18 protein-coding genes and 2 tRNA genes are annotated in these 19,671 nt (G+C 71.5%); 14 read left to right on the top strand and 6 right to left on the bottom strand.

Annotation, left to right across the window (positions count from 1 at the left end; translation table 11 throughout):
- Positions 1 to 1,042, bottom strand: a 1,042-nt coding sequence (locus PV721_RS11660) for a ThiF family adenylyltransferase (protein ID WP_319723044.1), incomplete at its 3' end; no start/stop codon positions are given.
- 124 nt (positions 1,043 to 1,166) lie between these two features.
- Here PV721_RS11660 and PV721_RS11655 point away from each other — a divergent pair.
- The 4 genes from PV721_RS11655 to PV721_RS11640 all read left to right on the top strand — a co-directional run bounded on the left by PV721_RS11655 (position 1,167) and on the right by PV721_RS11640 (position 5,055).
- Positions 1,167 to 1,805: a M48 family metallopeptidase gene (locus PV721_RS11655; RefSeq protein ID WP_416371077.1), complete on the top strand. Its 639-nt coding sequence runs from the start codon at positions 1,167 to 1,169 to the stop codon at positions 1,803 to 1,805.
- A 138-nt stretch (positions 1,806 to 1,943) separates the two neighbouring features.
- Positions 1,944 to 3,581 (top strand): TerD family protein, encoded by a 1,638-nt coding sequence (locus PV721_RS11650; protein ID WP_319723042.1) that lies wholly within the window; start codon positions 1,944 to 1,946, stop codon positions 3,579 to 3,581.
- A 20-nt stretch (positions 3,582 to 3,601) separates the two neighbouring features.
- Complete coding sequence (locus PV721_RS11645) at positions 3,602 to 4,282, top strand: AIM24 family protein (protein ID WP_319723050.1); 681 nt, start codon at positions 3,602 to 3,604, stop codon at positions 4,280 to 4,282.
- A 17-nt stretch (positions 4,283 to 4,299) separates the two neighbouring features.
- Positions 4,300 to 5,055: an AIM24 family protein gene (locus PV721_RS11640; protein ID WP_319723041.1), complete on the top strand. Its 756-nt coding sequence runs from the start codon at positions 4,300 to 4,302 to the stop codon at positions 5,053 to 5,055.
- Between the two features lie 59 nt (positions 5,056 to 5,114).
- Here the strand turns inward: PV721_RS11640 and PV721_RS11635 are convergent, their stop codons facing one another.
- Both PV721_RS11635 and PV721_RS11630 read right to left on the bottom strand, forming a co-directional pair.
- Positions 5,115 to 5,645, bottom strand: a complete 531-nt coding sequence (locus tag PV721_RS11635; RefSeq protein ID WP_319723040.1) for an NUDIX hydrolase — start codon at positions 5,643 to 5,645, stop codon at positions 5,115 to 5,117.
- Positions 5,642 to 7,066 carry a zinc-dependent metalloprotease gene (locus PV721_RS11630; RefSeq protein ID WP_319723038.1) on the bottom strand — a complete coding sequence of 475 codons (1,425 nt, stop codon included), beginning with the start codon at positions 7,064 to 7,066 and terminating at the stop codon, positions 5,642 to 5,644. Before PV721_RS11630 ends, PV721_RS11635 begins: the two co-directional genes overlap by 4 nt.
- 192 nt (positions 7,067 to 7,258) lie before the next feature.
- On the opposite strand from PV721_RS11630, the gene PV721_RS11625 reads away from it, so the two are divergent.
- From PV721_RS11625 to PV721_RS11610, 4 genes are all read left to right on the top strand, one after another.
- Entirely contained in the window at positions 7,259 to 8,416 is a 1,158-nt protein-coding gene (locus tag PV721_RS11625) for an SDR family oxidoreductase (RefSeq protein WP_319723036.1), read from the top strand.
- 184 nt (positions 8,417 to 8,600) lie between these two features.
- Positions 8,601 to 9,062 (top strand): molybdenum cofactor biosynthesis protein MoaE, encoded by a 462-nt coding sequence (locus tag PV721_RS11620; RefSeq protein WP_319723034.1) that lies wholly within the window; start codon positions 8,601 to 8,603, stop codon positions 9,060 to 9,062.
- 292 nt (positions 9,063 to 9,354) lie between these two features.
- Positions 9,355 to 9,552 carry a hypothetical protein gene (locus PV721_RS11615; RefSeq protein WP_319723032.1) on the top strand — a complete coding sequence of 66 codons (198 nt, stop codon included), beginning with the start codon at positions 9,355 to 9,357 and terminating at the stop codon, positions 9,550 to 9,552.
- A 99-nt stretch (positions 9,553 to 9,651) separates the two neighbouring features.
- Complete coding sequence (locus tag PV721_RS11610; protein ID WP_319723030.1) at positions 9,652 to 10,743, top strand: PDZ domain-containing protein; 1,092 nt, start codon at positions 9,652 to 9,654, stop codon at positions 10,741 to 10,743.
- A gap of 21 nt (positions 10,744 to 10,764) precedes the next feature.
- Here PV721_RS11610 and PV721_RS11605 read toward each other — a convergent pair whose 3' ends face one another.
- Positions 10,765 to 11,334, bottom strand: a complete 570-nt coding sequence (locus tag PV721_RS11605; protein WP_319723029.1) for a PPA1309 family protein — start codon at positions 11,332 to 11,334, stop codon at positions 10,765 to 10,767.
- Between the two features lie 131 nt (positions 11,335 to 11,465).
- On the opposite strand from PV721_RS11605, the gene PV721_RS11600 reads away from it, so the two are divergent.
- The 3 genes from PV721_RS11600 to PV721_RS11590 all read left to right on the top strand — a co-directional run bounded on the left by PV721_RS11600 (position 11,466) and on the right by PV721_RS11590 (position 16,520).
- Positions 11,466 to 14,345, top strand: a complete 2,880-nt coding sequence (locus tag PV721_RS11600; protein WP_319723047.1) for a UPF0182 family protein — start codon at positions 11,466 to 11,468, stop codon at positions 14,343 to 14,345.
- 52 nt (positions 14,346 to 14,397) lie between these two features.
- Positions 14,398 to 14,471, top strand: a tRNA-Met gene (locus PV721_RS11595).
- A 192-nt stretch (positions 14,472 to 14,663) separates the two neighbouring features.
- Entirely contained in the window at positions 14,664 to 16,520 is a 1,857-nt protein-coding gene (locus tag PV721_RS11590; protein WP_319723027.1) for a tetratricopeptide repeat protein, read from the top strand.
- 165 nt (positions 16,521 to 16,685) lie between these two features.
- On the opposite strand, the gene PV721_RS11585 is transcribed toward PV721_RS11590, so the two are convergent.
- Complete coding sequence (locus tag PV721_RS11585) at positions 16,686 to 17,033, bottom strand: hypothetical protein (protein WP_319723025.1); 348 nt, start codon at positions 17,031 to 17,033, stop codon at positions 16,686 to 16,688.
- A gap of 104 nt (positions 17,034 to 17,137) precedes the next feature.
- Between PV721_RS11585 and PV721_RS11580 the strand changes: the two genes are divergently transcribed.
- Complete coding sequence (locus PV721_RS11580; RefSeq protein ID WP_319723023.1) at positions 17,138 to 17,308, top strand: hypothetical protein; 171 nt, start codon at positions 17,138 to 17,140, stop codon at positions 17,306 to 17,308.
- Between the two features lie 47 nt (positions 17,309 to 17,355).
- Positions 17,356 to 17,429 (top strand) — tRNA-Met (locus tag PV721_RS11575).
- A gap of 119 nt (positions 17,430 to 17,548) precedes the next feature.
- Here PV721_RS11575 and PV721_RS11570 read toward each other — a convergent pair.
- Complete coding sequence (locus PV721_RS11570; RefSeq protein ID WP_319723021.1) at positions 17,549 to 17,965, bottom strand: Fur family transcriptional regulator; 417 nt, start codon at positions 17,963 to 17,965, stop codon at positions 17,549 to 17,551.
- Positions 17,966 to 18,095: 130 nt separating this feature from the next.
- Between PV721_RS11570 and PV721_RS11565 the strand changes: the two genes are divergently transcribed.
- Complete coding sequence (locus tag PV721_RS11565; protein ID WP_319723019.1) at positions 18,096 to 19,565, top strand: catalase; 1,470 nt, start codon at positions 18,096 to 18,098, stop codon at positions 19,563 to 19,565.
- Positions 19,566 to 19,671: the final 106 nt, after the last annotated feature.

Raw genomic sequence — 19,671 nt, 5'->3', positions numbered from 1 at the left:
GGACCGGGGTGGGCTGCCAGTGGAGGGTGGGGAGGGCGGCTTCCCAGCGGGCGGCGGTGGACGCGGGCAGTTCACCGTCGAGGAAGGAGAGCGCGTGGGCCGCGGCGAAGCCGGCCACCGCCGTGGACAGGCCCAGGTCGCAGGCGGCGCTCGCCCGGCGGCGGTGGGCCGAGCGCCACTGGACCAGCATCCGGGGCCAGGCCGCGTCCCGGTCCACCCGGTCGCGCTCCATGCACCCCGCGCAGCCCGTCACCCCCGGCAGGACCAGCGGACCCACCAGCCCCGTCCCCTCCAACACCCCCGCGTACAGGTGCGGGATGCCCGTGGCGACCCAGTCGGCCGCGGTGCCCGGATCAGGGGCCCAGGCGTGCAGCCCGTCCCGGGGCGCGACCACCACCAACGCCAGCCGCGGCTCCGAGCCCTCCTCCTCCCCGGCCCGCGGGGCGCGCCCCGGAGCCGATTCGCGCACCAGCTTCCCCGCGGCCTCCGCCCGCAGCCGGCCCACGCTCCCGGGATCCAGACCTCCCGGCGCCACGTCCGCCGGCTCCACCCGGCCCCCGTCGAGCACCTCGACCCGGCCCACACCGGCTCCCGCCAGGACCGCCGCGATCACGGCGCCCACCCGGCCGCTCCCGCGCACCCGGACCCGTATCGCCCGGCGCGCGGCGACACCCCGCAAGTCCCCGCCCGGCTCCCGGTGCACCAGGGAGAGCGAGCCCAGATCGGGCCCCAGCCGCTCCAGGGCCTCCGGATGCCTGCGCACGGCCTGGGCCCGCGGACCTCCCGCGGTGGCGTCGTCGAGCAGACCGGCTCCCGCCAGCCGCCTGACGAGTGCGTCGGCCTGGCCGTCCGGGAGCCCCATGCCCGTGGCCTCGGCCCGCAGCAGCTCCATCCCCCGTGTGCCGTCGATCCGGTCGATGAACGTTCCGGTCGCCGTGTCCACCGGCCCGAGCACCACCGCATGGGCGGGGGTCACCCCGAACTGCACCGTCTCCCGGTCCCGCCAGGCCCGCGCCAGCGCGGGCTTCACCTTCGGATACATGTCCGGTCCCCCTCGATTTCCCGTGCGGACGTGCGCCGCCCCTTTTCGCTCTTCCGCAACAGTGCCCGTCCCCCGGAATGCGTGCGCGAAATTGTCCACAGGCGAGGGGTATTAGGCATATGAGATGAAGGGAAATGCCGTTCCCGATATCGACTGCGCATCGCTCACGTTCGAACCGCGGACGAGCGGGACTTCGGCCACCGCCACCGGGTACCGTCGTCGCGTGTCCGCCGACCCACCGCAGCGCGCCGTCGAAGTCCGCCGGAGCGCGCGCCGCCGCAGGACCGTATCCGCCTATCGCGAGGGTGACCGTACGGTCGTCCTCATCCCTGCCCGGATGTCCGAGGCGGAGGAGCAGCGCTGGGTGGGCGTCATGCTCGACAAGCTGGCCGCCCAGGAGAGCAAACGCACCCTCGGGGACGCGGAACTCACCGAGCGCGCCGAGCGTCTGTCCGAGCAGTACTTCGGCGGCCGCGCGCGCCCCCGCTCGGTCCGCTGGGTCACCAACCAGAACACCCGCTGGGGCTCCTGCACCCCGGCCGAAGGCAGCATCCGGCTCTCGCACCGCATCCAGGGCATGCCGGAGTACGTCGTCGACTACGTGCTCCTGCACGAACTGGCCCACCTCCTCGTGCCCGGCCACGGGCCGCGCTTCTGGGAACTGCTGGAGGCGTACCCGCGCACCGAGCGGGCCCGCGGGTACCTGGAGGGAGTGGTGGCGGCCGAACGCCTTCCGAAGGTCCCGGCCGCCCGCGAGGAATGAGCAGGAAGGCCCCGTACCGGCCGCCGTGTCACACAGCGTGATATGTACCGGGTCGGTACCGACTTGGCCGGATGTCGGCAGTTGCCGTTAGCCTGAGCGGCACGCATTCACAGTCGGGATGGGGGACGGTCGTTACGTATGGCCAGGGAATTCCAACGCGGCCACAAGGCCAAGATCAGTGATCTCACGGCGGGCACCGATCTGTACGTAGGCGTCCAGATCGCCGGGCCCGGACTCACCTTCGACATCAGCTGTTTCGGGCTCGACGCCAATGAGCAGCTGTCGGACGACCGCTACTTCGTCTTCTTCAACCAGCCGAAGTCGCCGGAAGAGTCCATTCAGCAACTCGGCGCGCAGTCCGGTGACACCGAATCCTTCCGGGTGACCCTGGATCGCATTCCGGCGTCCATCCACAAGCTCTCCTTCACCGCCACGATCGACGGTGCCGGCCAGATGTCGCAGGTCGGCCCGGGCTACATCCGCATCGTGGCCGGCGGCGAAGAGGTCGTCCGGTACGCCTTCACCGGCTCGGAGTTCACCACCGAGCGGGCCGTGATGCTCGGCGACTTCTACCTCAAGGACGTGTGGCGCTTCGCCGCCGTCGGCCAGGGCTTCGACGGCGGGCTCGACGCGCTGCTGAGGAACTTCGGCGGCGAGGTCGCCGAGGAGCCGCAGTCGCAGCCGCAGCAGCAGGCGCCCGCCGCAGCCGCGCCCGGATTCGCCCCGCCGCCGCAGGGGGCCGCGCCGGCCCCGGTCTTCGGCGCTCCGGCGCCCGCCCCGGCCGCCGCGCCCGCGCCGTCCTTCGGCGCGCCCGCGCCCGCCGCGGCCCCGCAGCCGCAGTACCAGCAGCCCGCCGCCGCGGCCCCGGTGCACGCCGCGCCCACCGTGGCCGCGCCGCTCGCACCGCAGGCCCCCGCGCCCTACGGGCAGCCGCAGCAGCCCTCGTACGGCCAGGTCCCCGGGCAGGCCCCCGGCCAGTACCCGGGCCAGGTCCCGCCGCCCGCCCCTGCGTCCTACGGGCAGCAGCCGGGCTACGGGCAGGTCCCGGGCCAGGTCCCCGGACAGGTGCCGGGCCAGCAGCCCGGCTACGCGCCCCAGGCCGCCGCCCCCGTCGGGGCCGGGCTCGCCGCCGCGCTCCAGCCCTACAAGGAAGCCCCCACGGGCACCCGCTGGACCCCGCAGAACGCGCAGCTCATGCGCGTCGACCTGGCGATGGGCGGCCAGGCCGTCCTCGCCCGCCAAGGCAGCATGGTCCTGTACCAGGGCAAGGTCGACTTCAGCTACAAGGGCGCGGGCTTCGCCGGCCGCATCGTCGGCAACGCCACCGGCCAGGAGATGCAGCTCATGCGCTGCACCGGCCGCGGCCAGGTCTTCCTTGCGGAGAACGGCGCCCACCTCCACGCCATCGAGCTCCAGGGCGACGGGATCTGCGTCTCCGCCGACGCCGTCCTCGCCTTCGACGAGTCGCTCCAGCACGAGGTCCGCCGCATCGAGGGCCACGGCATCCCGGGCGGCGCCCTGTTCACCATGCAGTTCCAGGGCACGGGCACGGTGATCGTCAAGACGCACGGCGTCCCGGTGGTCCTGCCCGTCACCCCGACCACCTTCGCGGACAGCAACGCCATCGTCGCGTGGTCCTCCGCCTCGCAGGTGATCCTTTCCAGCCAGGTCCGGCTGCGGCGCAACGCCTACCCCGGCCACAGCGGGGAGACCGTGAACCTCCAGTTCCGCGGCGCTCCCGGCAACTTCATCGTCGTCCAGCCGTACGAGGTCTGAGGGAGCCCGACATGAACGCAATGAACCAGCAGCTCGCGGGCTTCGCCCCGACCCCCGTCACGGCCCGCATGGAGAACCACGGCCGGGCCATGCTCAAGGTCGCCATGCAGAGCGGCCAGGACCTCTTCGCCCGCACCGGCTCGATGGTCGCCTACGAGGGCTTCGTGCAGTACGAGCCCAACCCGCCGGCCGTCCGCCAGATGGCCTCGCAGTGGATCACCGGTGAGGGCGCACCGCTGATGAAGTGCACCGGCGACGGCCTGCTCTACCTCGCCGACTACGGCGCCGACGTCGTCGTCATCAACCTCAACAACGACTCGCTCTCGGTCAACGGCACCAACCTGCTCGCCTTCGACGCGCATCTCCAGTGGGGCGTCGAGCGGGTGAAGGGTCTCGCCAAGTTCGCCGGCCAGGGCCTGTTCAACGTGGAGATCGCGGGCACCGGGTGGGTCGCCCTGACCTCCCGCGGCACCCCGATCGTGGTCGACTGCGGCCGCGGCGAGGACGAGACGTACGTCGACCCGGACGCGCTCGTCGCCTGGTCGCCGAATCTCAAGGTCAAGGGCAAGCGCAGCTTCAAGGCCTCGTCGATGATCGGCCGGGGCAGCGGGGAGGCCTACCAGATGGCCTTCTCCGGCCAGGGCATCGTCGTCGTACAGCCCAGCGAGGACAGCACCGACCGGCTCCGGGTCCGGGGCTGAGGGGGAGCGGACACATCATGCAGAGCGCACTTTTCGCCCACGCCGAGGCCCAGTCCCAGGACCGGTACGCCATCCAGAACCCGCAGCTGCTGCGGGTCTCGCTGACCGGCTCCGACGACGTACTCGCCCGCAAGGGCGCGATGGTCGCCTACCAGGGCCTCATCGACTTCGACGGTGAGTACCAGAGCACCGGTCAGCGGGGTGCCCGCCGCCGCACCGGCGAGGGCCTGGACCTCATGCGCTGCTCCGGGCAGGGCACGGTCTACCTGGCCAACCTGGCCCAGTACGTGCACGTCGTGGACGTGGACCAGGAAGGCCTCACGGTCGACAGCAGCTACGTCCTGGCACTGGACTCCACCCTGCACACCGAGGTCATCGCGGTGGACAGCCAGTACGGAATCTCCGGATCCGGCAAGTACCAGCTCAACATCACCGGCCGCGGCAAGGTCGCGCTGATGACCTCCGGGCAGCCGTTGATGATGCACGTCACGCCCGACAAGTACGTCAACGTCGACGCGGACGCGATCGTCGCCTGGTCGACCTCGCTCCGGGTGCAGATGCAGGCCCAGACGCATTCCAGCGGAGTCTGGCGGCGGCGCGGCAACACCGGCGAGGGCTGGGAGCTCAGCTTCCTCGGCACCGGCTTCGCGCTGGTGCAGCCCAGCGAGGTGCTGCCGCCGCAGAACGCCCAGCTCGGCCAGGGCGTCGCGGCCCAGTTCGGCGTGGGCCAGCACGGCTCCCACGCGCAGAACCAGAACAACGCCTGGAACTGATCCCGGACGGGCGAAAGGGGCGGCCCCGCCGGGGACCGCCCCTTTCGCCGTGCCCGGGATCAGCCCCCGAGCCGCGCCAAGGTCGCCTCCAGCAGCCGTACCACCGAGGTGTCGGCCACCGCCGCCACCTCCGTGTACGGGAACCAGCGCAGGTCCAGTGACTCCTCGCTGATCTCCGCCATCGCGCCGGCCGGAGCCAGCGCCGCGTACTGCACGTCCAGGTGCCAGTGGCACGGCGCCGGGATCGGATGCCGGTCCAGGCGGACCGGGCCGCCGGGCAGCAGGTTCAGCCCGGCCGTGATGCCCGACTCCTCACGGGCCTCGCGCAGCGCCGCCGCCTCGAGGGTGTCGTCGCCGGGCTCGCAGTGGCCGCCCATCTGCAGCCACATGCCCAGCTTCTTGTGCAGGGTCAGCAGTACGCGCTCCCCGACGGGGTCGATCACCAGCGCGCTGCCGGTGATGTGCCCGGCCGTGCACGGCTTGTACACCCCGTCCGGATGGGCGGCGAGGTGATCCAGATAGACGTCACGCAGCTCGGGCTGGCCCTCGTAGCGCTTCAGGACGAGGACCGCGTCGTCGTGCAGGCTCACTTCTTCTCGTCGCCGTCCTCGTCGCGCCGGTCACGCTGGTCGCGCTGCTCGGCGGCCTCGCCGAGCATCTTGTCGATCTCGGAGAAGTCCAGCTGCTCGCGGTGCACGAAGCCGTCCGGGTCGTCCAGGTCGGAGGCCGTCGGCAGCATGTCCGGGTGCTCCCACAGCCCGTCGCGGCCGTCCACACCGCGCGCGTCCGTGAGCGAGGCCCACAGCCGGGAGGCGTCGCGCAGCCGGCGCGGGCGCAGCTCCAGGCCGATCAGCGTCGCGAAGGTCTGCTCCGCCGGGCCGCCCGAGGCGCGCCGCCGGCGCATGGTCTCGCGCATCGCGTCGGCCGAGGTCAGCCGGGGCTTGGCCGCCTCGTGCACCACCGCGTCGACCCAGCCCTCGACCAGCGCGAGCGCCGTCTCCAGACGGGCCAGGGCGGCCTTCTGCTCGGGCGTGTCCTGCGGCTGGAACATGCCTCCCTGCAGCGCTTCCTGCAGCTGCTCCGGGTTCGACGGGTCGAGCTGGCCGACCACGTCCTCCAGCTTCGAGGTGTCGACCTTGATGCCCCGGGCGTAGCCCTCGACCGCGCCGAACAGGTGCGAGCGCAGCCACGGCACGTGCGCGAAGAGCCGGGCGTGCGCCGCCTCGCGCAGGGCCAGGTACAGCCGTACCTCGTCCGAGGGGACGCTCAGGTCCTTGCCGAAGGCCTCGATGTTCAGCGGCAGCAGCGCGGCCTTGCCGGCCGGGCCCAGCGGCAGGCCGATGTCGGTCGAGCCGACGACCTCGCCCGCGAGCGTGCCCACGGCCTGGCCGATCTGCTGGCCGAACATGGCCCCGCCCATGGAGCGCATCATCCCGAGCAGCGGGCCCGCCATGGCCTGCATCTCCTCGGGCAGGACGCTGCCCATGGCCGCGCCGACGCGCTCGGCGACCGGGTCCACGAGCTCCTTCCACACCGGAAGGGTCGCCTCGACCCACTCGGCGCGGCTCCACGCCACGGAGGTGGTGGCGCCCGAGGGCAGCGAGGTCACGCCGTCCAGCCAGTGGTCGGCGAGGCGCACGGCTTCCTCGACGGCCGACTTCTCGGCGATGCCGACGCTCGTGTCCTTCACGCCGTCCGCGGTGCCCTGCGCGACGGTCTGGCGGGCGATGTCCTTGGCCATGTCCCAGTTCACGGGACCGCCCTCGTAGCTCAGCATCTGGCCGAGCTGCTGGAAGGCCGCACCGAGGTCGTTCGGGTTCATCGCGCCGAACATCGCGGCGAACGGATTGTCCGCGCCACCGGCACCGCCCGCGCCGCCCGGCAGGCCCATGCCGGGGAACCCGAACGGATTCGGGCCGCCCTGACCGCCCTCACTGCCCTTCTTCTTGCCTTCGTCGCCGTTCTCCGGCTCCTCCGGCGGAAGGCCGAATCCGAATGGGGTGTCGCTCACGGGTTTCCTCGGCTCGTAGGGCCGCCGGCGGGTGCCGACGGGCAATGGTCCGACAACACCACCCAGCGTAGACACCTGGGCCGCATACGGGCTCGGTGCTCCGCCGACTCCTGGGCTGCGGCAGGATGGACATCACCTGGTGGGTACGCGTCACGGCGCGTCCCTACTGAAGACAACCGCTGGAGACGCCCGGTGAGTTCCCCAGATCCGCAGTTTCGCGCGATGAACGACGACGAAGACCGCCCTGAGCACGGCGGCAGCGCCCAGGGCGTTCGCCAGCCGCGAAACCCGGCCGTGCGAGGTCCCGTGATCGCCGTGACCGGCGCCGCGTCGGGGGTCGGCGCGGCCCTGGTGAGCCGGCTGGCCGCCTCCGACGAGGTCAAGCAGGTCGTCGCCATCGACGAGCGGCGGGGCGACTGCGCGGCCGCGCAGTGGCACATCCTGGACGTACGGGACCCCGCGATCGCCGAGAAGCTGCGCGGCGCGGACGTCGTCGTCCACCTCGCACTCGACCTCGACCTCGAGACGGACCCCGCGGCCCGTACGGCGTACAACGTGCGCGGGACCCAGACCGTCCTCACCGCCGCCGCCGCGGCCGGTGTGCACCGGGTCGTGCTCTGCACCTCGGCGATGGTCTACGGGGCCCTGCCGGACAACGACATCCCGCTGTCGGAGGACTCCGAGCTGCGGGCGACCGCGGAGGCCACCGGCGTCGGCGACCTGCTGGAGATCGAGCGCCTCGGCCGCAGGGCCCCGCGCGCGCACCCGGGCCTGAACGTCACCGTGATCCGGCCGGCGGTCCTGGTCGGCGGCACCGACACCGCCCTGACCCGCTACTTCGAGTCCCCGCGGCTGCTCGTGGTGGCGGGATCCCGCCCGACGTGGCAGTTCTGCCACGTGGAGGACCTGGTCAGCGCCCTGGAGTACGCGGCCCTGGAAAAGGTCGAGGGCGAGCTGGCCGTGGGCTGCGAGGGGTGGCTGGAGCAGGAAGAGGTCGAGGAGCTGAGCGGCATCCGCCGCATGGAGCTCCCCTCGGCGGTCGCGCTGGGCGCGGCGGCCAGGCTGCACCGGATCGGCCTCACCCCGTCCCCGGCCGGTGACCTCGCGTACACGATGCACCCCTGGGTGGTCAGCGTCAGCGGGCTGCACGCGGCGGGGTGGCGGCCCCGCTGGACCAACGAGGAGGTGCTCGCCGAGCTCCTCCAGGAGGTTTCGGGGCGCCACACGGTCGCGGGCCGGCGGCTGGGCCGCAGGGACGCCGCCACGGCCGCCGGTGCGGCGGGTGCGACGGTGGCGCTGCTGGGCGCGGCCGCCGCCGTCCGCCTGGCGCGGAAGCGGCGCGGGATCTGACCCTGCGGGTCGGGCCGCCTGCCCGACCCGCAGGGCCCCTGTGGTGCGAGGATCGGGGCTCCGCCCCGGCCCCCGCGCCTCGAACGCCGGCGGGGCCGGATTGGTAGGAGGCTCCCAAGGGCTCGGGTCCGGCACGGGCGAAACTGCTATTTCGCCCCGTCACCCACTAGGGCACGATGAAGGCATGGCACCGCACTTCGACCACCCCGGCGAGCAGGCCGCTCAGGACCCCATCCGGCTGCTCGAGATCCGTGAAACCCCGCTCTCGATCGACGAGGTCTTCCAGGCCGTCGGCGACGACGCGACGGGAGGGACGACGCTCTTCGTCGGCACGGTGCGCAACCACGACAGCGGGGCGGACGTCGATTCGCTCGGCTACTCCTGCCACCCGACGGCCGAGGCCGAGATGCGCCGGGTCGCCGAGCGCGTCGTGGCCAAGTTCCCCGTCCGCGCCCTGGCCGCCGTGCACCGCGTGGGCGACCTCGCCGTCGGCGACCTGGCCGTCGTCGTCGCCGTCTCCTGCCCGCACCGCGGCGAGGCCTTCGACGCCTGCCGGATGCTCATAGACGACCTCAAGCACGAGGTCCCGATCTGGAAGCACCAGACCTTCGCCGACGGCACCGAGGAGTGGGTCGGCGCCTGCTAGGGGGAGCGCGCCGGGACGGTACGACGGACGGAGTCCGGCGCAGGAGTCCGAAGCCTGTGAGGCGCTCCGGCGCCGAGTGGTGCGAGGGCGGCAGTGAAGGAGGGGACCTTCGCCGACGGCACCGAGGAGTGGGTCGGCGCCTGCTGACCCCCCGGTCGTGGAGCGGCCCCCGCGAAGGGGTAGCCTCGCACCCGTTCGGCCGCGCAACACGCCCTCGATTTGCGTAACCCCCCCACGGGCACGAGCGTTGAAGCCACCAACGGAACGTAGTTCGGGGTAGGGAGGCACGCCCATGGCGTCTTTGGCGTGGTTGCTGATTCCGCTGTTCGCCGCGATAGGTGCGGCGATATGGGGCAGCTGGGCGGCACGCGACCGCACACAAGGTGACATATCCGAGCTCGCGGGCTACGCGCGGTTCCGCGAGGCCATGGGGAACGCCGATCAGGCCAGGGCGAAGGCAGAGGCCCATTCCGGTTCCGACGCCGTCTGACCGGGCCCCGCTGAGAATCCCCTGAGAGTTTCGCGTACGGACCCCTTACGGACCGGCCCCGAGGGCCACCCGCCGGGGCCGTCCCGTACTGTCGGATCCATGCCACGCCGCACTGCGACGATGCTCGCTTCCACCCTCGTGCTGTTCGCGCTGCTCTGCGCAGGTGTGTTCATCAAGGTCCCGTATTCCGAGATGAGCCCCGGCCCGACCGTGAACACGCTCGGCGACTCGCACGGTGCGCCCGTACTCAACATCTCGGGGCGCAAGACGTACCCGACCAGCGGCCACCTCAACATGACGACGGTCCGCGTCACCGGCGCCGACTACGACATGAACCTGGTGGAAGCGGTGTACGGGTGGCTGGCGGGCGACAACATCGTCGTCCCGCACGAGAACCTCTACCCGGACGGCAAGACGGACGCGGAATCCACTCAGGAGAACGCCGAGGAGTTCAGCCAGTCCCAGCAGAGCGCCAAGGTGGCCGCCCTGAAGGAGCTCGGCATCCCGGTCACCGCCCGCGTGATCGTCGCCTCCGTGGTCAAGGGCAGCCCCTCCGAGGGCAAGCTGCACGCCGGTGACGTGATCAAGGCCGTGGACGGCTCCCCCGTCACCGCCCCGGAGGACGTGGCGAAGCTCGTCACCAAGCACAAGCCCGGAGAGCCGGTCGAGTTCACCATCGTGCCCGCCGCGGAGGCGGCCGAGGCGGCGAAGGCGAACCACGAGCCCGCCGGTTCCTCGAAGGTGACGATCAACGCGGGCAAGGCGGAGGGCGACGGTCACGCCGTCGTCGGCATCCGGGCCGGATCCGACCACACCTTCCCGTTCACGATCGACATCAAGCTCGCGGACGTCGGCGGCCCGAGCGCCGGCCTGATGTTCGCCCTCGGCATCGTCGACAAGCTGACCCCGGAGGACCTGACCGGCGGAAAGTTCGTCGCGGGCACGGGCACCATCGACGACGCGGGCAAGGTCGGCCCGATCGGCGGGATCCAGATGAAGACCATCGGCGCCCGCCAGGCCGGCGCCGAGTACTTCCTGACGCCCGCCGAGAACTGCGCCTCCGCGGCCTCCAACGTGCCCGACGGCCTGACCCTCGTGAAGGTCTCCACGATCGGCGACGCCACCAAGGCACTGGAGAAGATCAGCAAGGGGGACGCGGCCGGGCTGACGCAGTGCAGCGCCAAGCCCTGACCGGTCCTCCCCCCTGCGGTCCTACGAGAAGGTCGCGGCCAGGGCCTCCGCCAGCCCGGGCACCAGGCCTCCGCCGGTGAGGACCTCGGTCGGGGAGTCCTTCTCGCGCAGGCGTACGGCCGACTCGCGCGAGCCGTCGCGCAGCACGGCCACGGTGAGGCGGACCTCCTGCCGCTCCGGGTGACCGGCGACCCACTTGGCCAGCTGCTTGTCGCTCAGCCCCTCCGGTACGGAGGCCTCCGCGGACGGCGGCAGCATCAGCCGCTCCACCGTCAGCGCGCAGCCGACGACGGCGTCGGGCCAGGCGATGGTGCCCAGGAACTTGTCGAGGGGGGTCCCGGCCGGGACCTCGTCCTGCTCGATCGGGGTGAGGGAGGCCTTGCCGGCGTCGTCCTGGTCGAGGCCGAGCTGGCTCGCGAGCCGGGGCTCCTGCTTCTTGAGCCGGGCGGTGTCGACCAGGGCGAACAGCCGCGCGGGCTTGTCCCAGCCGAGGCCGGCCGCGTACTCGTCGATCTCGAGACAGGCGCGGGTGAGCGGGCCGGCCGCCATGGGGGTGCCGGGGGAAGGCGAAACGTTGGACATGGACAACATCCTGCCTCCTTTCCCTCCCATACCGGGAACTGACCAGAGCCTCAGTAAGTTGCATGAATGGGCTCTACGATCGGGGGTCCGTTCCATACCAGTACTCAGCGACTTTCGAGGTGCGCACCTTGGCTTTCCAGATGCCGGACCGCGGCGGAGGCCCGTCCGGGCCACGGATGAGAGTCGGCCGACCTTCCCGGCGGGCCCGCACTCTCCTCATGACCTTGGGCGTGCTGGCCGTCCTGGCCATGCTCTTCATCATGTTCGCGGGGTTCTGGACGGACTGGCTCTGGTTCCGCTCCGTGAAGTACTCGACCGTCTTCACCACCACCCTGTGGACGAAGATCGGTCTCTTCGCCGTCTTCGGTCTGCTGATGACCGGCGCCGTCGGGTTCAACATCTGGCTGGCCCACCGGCTGCGGCCGCCGCTCAGCGCCATGTCGATGGAACAGCAGAGCCTCGACCGCTACCGGATGAGCATCGCCCCGTACAAGAAGTGGCTGCTCCTCGGCATCGCCGTGCTCGTCGGGCTGATCGCGGGCGCCTCGGCGGCCGGTCAGTGGAAGACCTGGCTCATGTACGTGAACGGGGTGACCTTCGGAACGAAGGACCCGCAGTTCCACATGGACGTGTCCTTCTACACCTTCGACCTGCCCTGGTACCGCTTCCTGCTCGGCTTCGGCTTCGCCGCCGTCGTGCTGTCGGTGATCGCCGCGGCCGTCGTGCACTACCTGTACGGCGGACTGCGCGTGACCAGCCCGGGTGCCCGGGCCACCGCCGCCGCCACCGGGCACCTGTCGGTGCTGCTCGGCCTCTTCGTCACGCTCAAGGCGGTCGCGTACTGGCTCGACCGGTACGGGCTCGCCGTGAAGTCCAGCGACTTCAAGGCCGCTGACAACTGGACCGGCCTGCGGTACGTCGACGCCAACGCCTACCTGCCGGCGAAGACGATCCTCGTCGCCATCGCCGCGATCTGCGCCGTGCTGTTCTTCGCGACGCTGTGGCGCCGCACCTGGCAGCTGCCCGTGATCGGCTTCGGCCTGATGGTGCTCTCGGCGATCCTGATCGGCGGGCTGTACCCGGCGATCGTGCAGAAGTTCCAGGTCCAGCCGAACGAGCAGGCCAAGGAATCGCCGTACGTCCAGAAGAACATCAAGGCCACGCGCGACGCCTACGGGATCGCCGGCTCCGAGGTCACGGACTACCCGGGCTCCCCGCAGACGACGGACCGGACCAAGCTGCGGCCGCAGGCCGACACCACGGCCAGCATCCGGCTCCTGGACCCGAACATCGTCTCGCCCGCCTTCCAGCAGCTCCAGCAGGTCAAGGGCTACTACGCCTTCCCGTCCACGCTCGCCGTGGACCGGTACACCGGCCAGGACACGGTCATCGGGCTGCGCGAGCTGAACATCGGCGGCATCCCGAAGAACAACTGGATCAACGACCACTTCAAGTACACCCACGGCTACGGCGTGGTCGCGGCCAAGGGCACCACGGTCGGTGACCAGGGGGCCCCGGACTTCACCCAGTCCGACCTGCCCTCCAAGGGCATGTTCGGCACGGACTTCGAGCAGCGCATCTACTACGGCGAGCAGACGAAGCAGTACTCGATCGTCGGCGGGCCGCAGAAGGAGCTCGACTACTCGGACGACAAGGGCGAGAAGGAGACGAGCTACAAGGGCGACTCCGGCGTCAACCTGGACAACCCGGTCAACCGGGCCGCCTACGCGCTCTCCTTCAGCGAGCCGCAGATCCTCTACTCGGGCGCCATCGGCGAAGGCTCGCGGATCCTCTACAACCGCACGCCCAAGCAGCGCGTCGAGGCGGTCGCCCCGTGGCTGACCATCGACGGCGCGCCGTACCCGGCCGTGATCGGCAAGCGGGTCGTGTGGATCGTCGACGCCTACACGACGACCAACGGGTACCCGTACGCCTCGCGCACCACGCTGGGCCAGAGCACCGCCGACTCGCTGACCAACAGCCAGCGCGCGGTGGTGGCCCAGGAGAACCAGGTCAACTACATCCGCAACTCGGTGAAGGCCACCGTCGACGCGTACGACGGCTCGGTCAACCTGTACCAGTGGGACACCGAGGACCCGGTCCTGAAGACCTGGATGAAGGCGTTCCCCGGCACGGTGAAGCCCAAGAGCGACATCGCCAAGCCGCTCATGGACCACCTCCGCTACCCGCAGGACCTCTTCAAGGTCCAGCGCGAGCTGCTGACCCGGTACCACGTCACGGACCCGCAGACCTTCCTCAGCGGCAGTGAGGCCTGGTCGGTCCCGGACGACCCGACGACCAAGGCCGGCACGGCGGTTCCGCCGTACTACCTGTCGATGAAGATGCCGGGCCAGAAGGAGAAGGACCAGGTCTTCTCGCTCACCACGACGTTCACGCCGAACGAGCGGCCCAACCTGAGTGCCTTCATGGCGGTCAACGCCGATCCGGGCACCCCGGACTACGGCAAGATCAGAATCCTGAAGATGCCGACCAGCAAGCCGCCGGACGGCCCCGGCCAGGTGCAGAGCAAGTTCCAGTCCGAACCGAAGATCGCCGAGTCGATCCGCCTGCTGCGCGGTGGTGACTCGGAGATCGAGTACGGCAACCTGCTCGCAGTGCCGCTCGACGGCGGAATGCTCTACGTGGAGCCGGTGTACGTCCGCAGCTCCGGGCTGAAGTACCCGCTGCTGCGCAAGGTGCTGGTGACCTACGGCGGCCAGACGGCCTTCGAGGACACCCTGGAGAAGGCGCTGAACGTGGTCTTCGGGGCCGAGGCCCCGACCACGCCGGTGCCCCCGGTCCAGCCGCCGGGCGAGGGCACCGTCACGCCCCCGGTCGTCCAGGACCCGACGGTCAAGGCGGCACTCGCCGACGCGCAGAAGGCCATCGAGGACGCCGAGAAGGCCAGGCAGTCCGGCGACTGGGCGGCCTTCGGCAAGGCCCAGGACGAGATCAAGGCGGCGCTGAAGCGGGCGATCGACGCGGAGGCGAAGACGACGGCGCCCCAGCCGGGCGGCTGATGATCAATGGGTAATGGCTCCGTCCCGTGTCGTGATACTGTGGTTTCACCGACGCGGGGTGGAGCAGCTCGGTAGCTCGCTGGGCTCATAACCCAGAGGTCGCAGGTTCAAATCCTGTCCCCGCTACTGAAGATGAAGGCCCGGATCCATGGGATCCGGGCCTTCGTCATGCCCGGGGTGGACACGCGTTAGCTGAGGCGGGTGAGTTGGGGTAGGAGCGTGTTTGACTTACCCCACTGTGGGCATGTCGACAAAACGCTGTAGTGACCTCACTGGCTGCGACATACCAGGTGTACGCGGGTAGCAGGTGATGCGACGATGGGATTTATGGGGGACAGGTCAACTCTGCTGGAGACAGGGCGGTTTGTGAGGGCGGAGACCGAATCGGGCGCAGAGGCCCAGGGGGCGGTTCCGGTAGCCGACGCGCAGACCGCGCTGACCGATGCGGATTTCGCGCAGGAACTGTTCGCCGAGACCGACGCGGCGAGCGACGCCGAGCTGGAGGCCCGGCACCGGGTGGCCGCCGACAAGGGCGACCCCGGCGCCATGAGCGTGCTCGGTGCGCTGCTGCTGCGCCGCGGCGACCTCGACGGGGCCGAGCCGTACCTGCGCGGGGCCACCGGCGAAGGGGACCGTGCCGCCGCGAACAACCTCGGCGTGCTCCTGCACCAGCGCGGCTACCCCGAAGAGGCCGCGGGCTGGTGGCGGGTCGCCGCCGTGGCCGGATCCGCGCCGGCCGCGCACGCCCTCGGCCGCCACTTCCGCGAGCGCGGGGACGAGCCCGCGGCCGAGTACTGGATGCGGCAGGCGGCGGAATCCGGCCATGCGCTGGGCGCGTACGGGCTGGCCGACCTGCTCGAGCACCGCGGCGACAAGGGCGTCGAGCGGTGGTTCCGCGCCGCCGCCGAACAGGGGCACCGCGAAGCCGCGTACCGGCTGGCGCGGCACCTGCGCAAGGGCGACCCCACCGAGGCCGAGCAGTGGTACCGGCAGGCCGCCGCGCGCGGGCACCGGCGCGCGGCCCTGCACCTGGGCGCCCTGTTGGAGGCGCGCGGGGAACTCAAGGAGGCCGGGCGCTGGTACCTGACCTCCGCCAAGCAGGGGGAGGCCCGCGCCGCGTGCGCGCTCGGCTTCCTGCTGCGCGACGCCGGGGACGAGGAGAGCGCGGCGACCTGGTGGCACCGCGCCGCCCAGGACGGCGACGGCAATGCCGCGAACGCGCTGGGCGCCCTGCACGCCGCGCGCGGGGAGACCCAGACCGCGGAGCGCTGGTACCGGACCGCCATGGACGCGGGCGACCAGAACGGGGCGTACAACCTTGCTCTGCTGTGCGCCGCACAGGACCGGACCGCGCAGGCCGAGCAGTGGTACCGGCGGGCGGCCTACGCGGGACACCGTGAGGCGGCCAACGCACTGGCCATCATGCTGCTCCAGGTCGGGGACGCGGCGGGCGCGGAGCCGTGGTTCTCGAAGGCGGCCGAAGCGGGCAGCGTCGACGCGGCGTTCAACCTCGGGATCCTCTTCGCCAGCCGGGACGAGGACCGCACGGCACTGAAGTGGTACGAGCGGGCCGCGTCGGCCGGGCACACGGACGCGGCGCTGCAGGTCGGCATCGCGCTGGTCCGCGACGGCGAGGAGCGGGCGGCCGAGCGGCACCTGCGGTGCGCGGCGGGCGGCGGCAGCGCGGAGGCCGCCTTCCGGCTGGCCGCGCTGCTGGAATCGCTGGCCCCGCCGCCGGAGCCGGTCGCGCTGGGCGAACCGGTGGGCAGCGCTCCGCGCACCGAGAGCGAGGAGTGGTACGAGCGGGCCGCCGAGCTGGGGCACCGCCGGGCCCAGGTGCGGGTCGGCATGCTGGCCGCCGCCCGCGGTGACCTGGCGGTGGCCGCGCGGTGGTACCGGGAGGCGGCCGAGGCCGGGTCCCGCAACGGGGCGTTCAACCTGGGGCTGCTGCTCGCCCGCGAGGGGAGCGAGCCCGAGGCCGCGCTGTGGTGGACGCGGGCCGCGGTGGCGGGCCACGGCCGTGCGGCGCTGCGGCTGGGGCTGCTGGCGGCCCGGCACGGGGACCTGGCCGAGGGGCAGAAGTGGTGCGTGCGGGCCATGGAGCTGGGGCCGGCCGAGGTTTCGGAGCGGGCGGCGCGGCTGCGGGAGGCCTTGGCGGAGGAACTCTCGGCCTGACCCTGGCCGGGGGCTCCGCCGTCCTTGTGGCTGCAGCGCCGCGGCCTGGGCTCTGCCCGGACCCGCGCCTCAAGCGCCGGCGGGGCTCGAAGATCGGGGCTCCGCCCCGGACCCCGCGCCTCAAACGCCGGCGGGTCTGGATGTGCCCGGCGGGGCCGGACCGTGTCAGAGGTAGAGCCGGGTGGTGGCTCGGGCCGCCCGGACGAGGGCGAGCGGCATCCGCTCCCCGCCGTACAGCTCCGCCAGCAGGTCCTGGGTGACCGCCGCCGGGTCCGGGGACTCCGGCGAGGGCCCCTGGGCCGACCACCACACCGTGCCGTCCGGTGCCGGCACGCAGAGGAACGTGCCCCGGCGGCCGAAGACCATGTGGAAGGTGCCCGGCGTGAGGTCCGGTCCCTCCGAGACGCCCGAAACGCTGTAGAGGCCCGCGTACCGCACCTCCGGCGCCGTCGGGTCCAGTACGGAGCGGGTCGCCGACCAGAGGCCGTCCGCCACCACCAGGTCCGCGTCCACGGCCGAGGGGGTCCACCCGCCGGCCCGTCTCGATCCGCGCCCCCGCCCGCACGGCCTCGGCGTGCAGGACCTCCACCAGCCCGCTGCGCGAACACCTCGCGTACATGCGCGAACAGGGCCGGGAGCTGCCGGGGGAGCCCGAGCTGGTCGCCGCGGCGATGGGGGCGATGAGCTCGATGCTCGGGTACGCCGCGATGACCGGCGGGGTGGCGCCCGAGGACGGCGAAGTGGTCGAGACCCTGACCGTTCTCCTGCACCGCGGGCTGGCCGGTTAACCGATTTGCATCTGCCGGGGGCCCTCACGTAACGTTGGGTTTACCGACGCGGGGTGGAGCAGCTCGGTAGCTCGCTGGGCTCATAACCCAGAGGTCGCAGGTTCAAATCCTGTCCCCGCTACTGAAGGCCCAGGGCCCGGATCCAATGGATCCGGGCCCTGAGTCGTTTCCGGGGGTGAAGCCGGAAGGAGAAGGGCCCGGACTCCCGTGGGGATCCGGGCCCTTCTCTTGTCTCCGGGGTCAGGCGGCCGCGCAGTTCGGGCAGACCCCGCGGTAGGTCACCTCGACCGCCGACACGACGAAGCCGAAGCGCTCCGTGTCCGGCAGGTCGGCCAGCGGGTTGCCCGCCGGGTGGACGTCGCGGATCGCGCCGCACCGGGCGCAGACCAGGTGCTGGTGGGGCCGGTGGGCGTTCGGGTCGTACCGCTTGGCGCGCCGGTCCGTGGAAACCTCCAGGACCTCGCCGAGGGTGACGAGCTCGCCCAGCGTGTTGTAGACGGTCGCCCGCGAGATCTCGGGCAGTTTGGCCACCGCGCGCGCGTGCACCTCGTCGGCCGTCAGGTGCACGTGGTCACCGTCGAGCACCTCGGCCACGACACGCCGCTGCGCCGTCATGCGCCAGCCGCGTCCGCGGAGTCGTTCCAGCAGGTCACTCATAGACATCAGCCTAACAGCGAGGGGATTCGGTGTAACTCCCGAACCGGTGCGAATTTGGATGCTTACTTGACTTAGACAAAGTCCATCGTAGGATCGGGTACGGCCAACGCCAAGGACAGGACATCCGGGAATGACGCAGGAGGCGCACGTGACGCAGGGACCGCTCACCACGGAGGCCGGGGCTCCGGTCGCCGACAACCAGAACAGCGAGACCGCCGGCCTCGGAGGTCCCGTTCTGGTCCAGGACCAGCTGCTGCTGGAGAAGCTCGCGCACTTCAACCGCGAGCGCATCCCGGAGCGCGTGGTGCACGCCCGCGGCGCCGGTGCCTACGGCACCTTCACGCTGACCCGCGACGTCTCCCAGTGGACCCGCGCCAAGTTCCTGTCCGAGGTCGGCAAGGAGACCGAGACCTTCCTGCGCTTCTCCACCGTCGCGGGCAACCTCGGCTCGGCCGACGCGGTGCGCGACCCCCGCGGCTGGGCGCTGAAGTTCTACACCGAAGAGGGCAACTACGACCTCGTCGGCAACAACACCCCGGTGTTCTTCATCAAGGACGCCATCAAGTTCCCCGACTTCATCCACACCCAGAAGCGCGACCCGTACACGGGCTCGCAGGAGGCGGACAACGTCTGGGACTTCTGGGGCCTGTCGCCCGAGTCGACCCACCAGGTGACCTGGCTGTTCGGCGACCGCGGCATCCCGGCGTCCTACCGCCACATGAACGGCTACGGCTCCCACACGTTCCAGTGGAACAACGAGGCCGGCGAGGTCTTCTGGGTCAAGTACCACTTCAAGACCGACCAGGGCATCAAGAACCTCACCCAGGCCGAGGCCAACCGGCTCGCCGGTGAGGACCCCGACAGCCACCAGCGCGACCTGCGCGAGTCCATCGAGCGCGGCGACTTCCCGACCTGGACCGTGCAGGTCCAGATCATGCCGGCGGCCGAGGCGGCGACGTACCGCTTCAACCCGTTCGACCTCACCAAGGTGTGGCCGCACGAGGACTACCCGCCGATCGAGATCGGCAAGCTGGAGCTCAACCGCAACCCGGAGAACGTCTTCGCCGAGGTCGAGCAGTCGATCTTCTCCCCGGCGCACTTCGTCCCCGGCATCGGCCCCTCCCCGGACAAGATGCTCCAGGGCCGCCTCTTCGGCTACGGCGACGCCCACCGCTACCGCGTCGGCATCAACGCCGACCACCTGCCGGTGAACCGCCCGCACGCCACCGAGGCGCGCACCAACTCCCGCGACGGCTACCTGTACGACGGCCGCCACAAGGGTGCGAAGAACTACGAGCCCAACAGCTTCGGCGGCCCGCACCAGACCGACCGCCCGCTGTGGCAGCCCATCGACGTGACCGGTGGCACGGGCAACCACGCCGCCGCCGTGCACAGCGAGGACAACGACTTCGTCCAGGCCGGCAACCTCTACCGCCTCTACTCGGAGGACGAGAAGGCCCGTCTGGTCGAGAACCTGTCCGGCTTCATCGCCAAGGTCTCGCGCGACGACATCGTCGAGCGCGCGATCAACAACTTCCGCCAGGCGGACGGCGACTTCGGCAAGCGGCTGGAGGCCGCGGTCCAGGCCCTTCGCGGCTGAAACGGACCGCTTGCCGTTGCGTGACGCCGGGCCGGAGCCCTCTTCGGAGGGTTCCGGCCCGGCGCCGTTGGCGAAGAGGTGCCTGCGCGCCTGCTTCCTGCGCGCC

This window comes from Streptomyces sp. MB09-01 (assembly GCF_033794505.1).
In the GTDB taxonomy this organism is placed as follows: Bacteria; Actinomycetota; Actinomycetes; order Streptomycetales; family Streptomycetaceae; genus Streptomyces.
The sequence above is the reverse complement of the archived record's forward strand: the minus strand, read 5'-3'. Positions and strand labels throughout refer to the sequence as shown.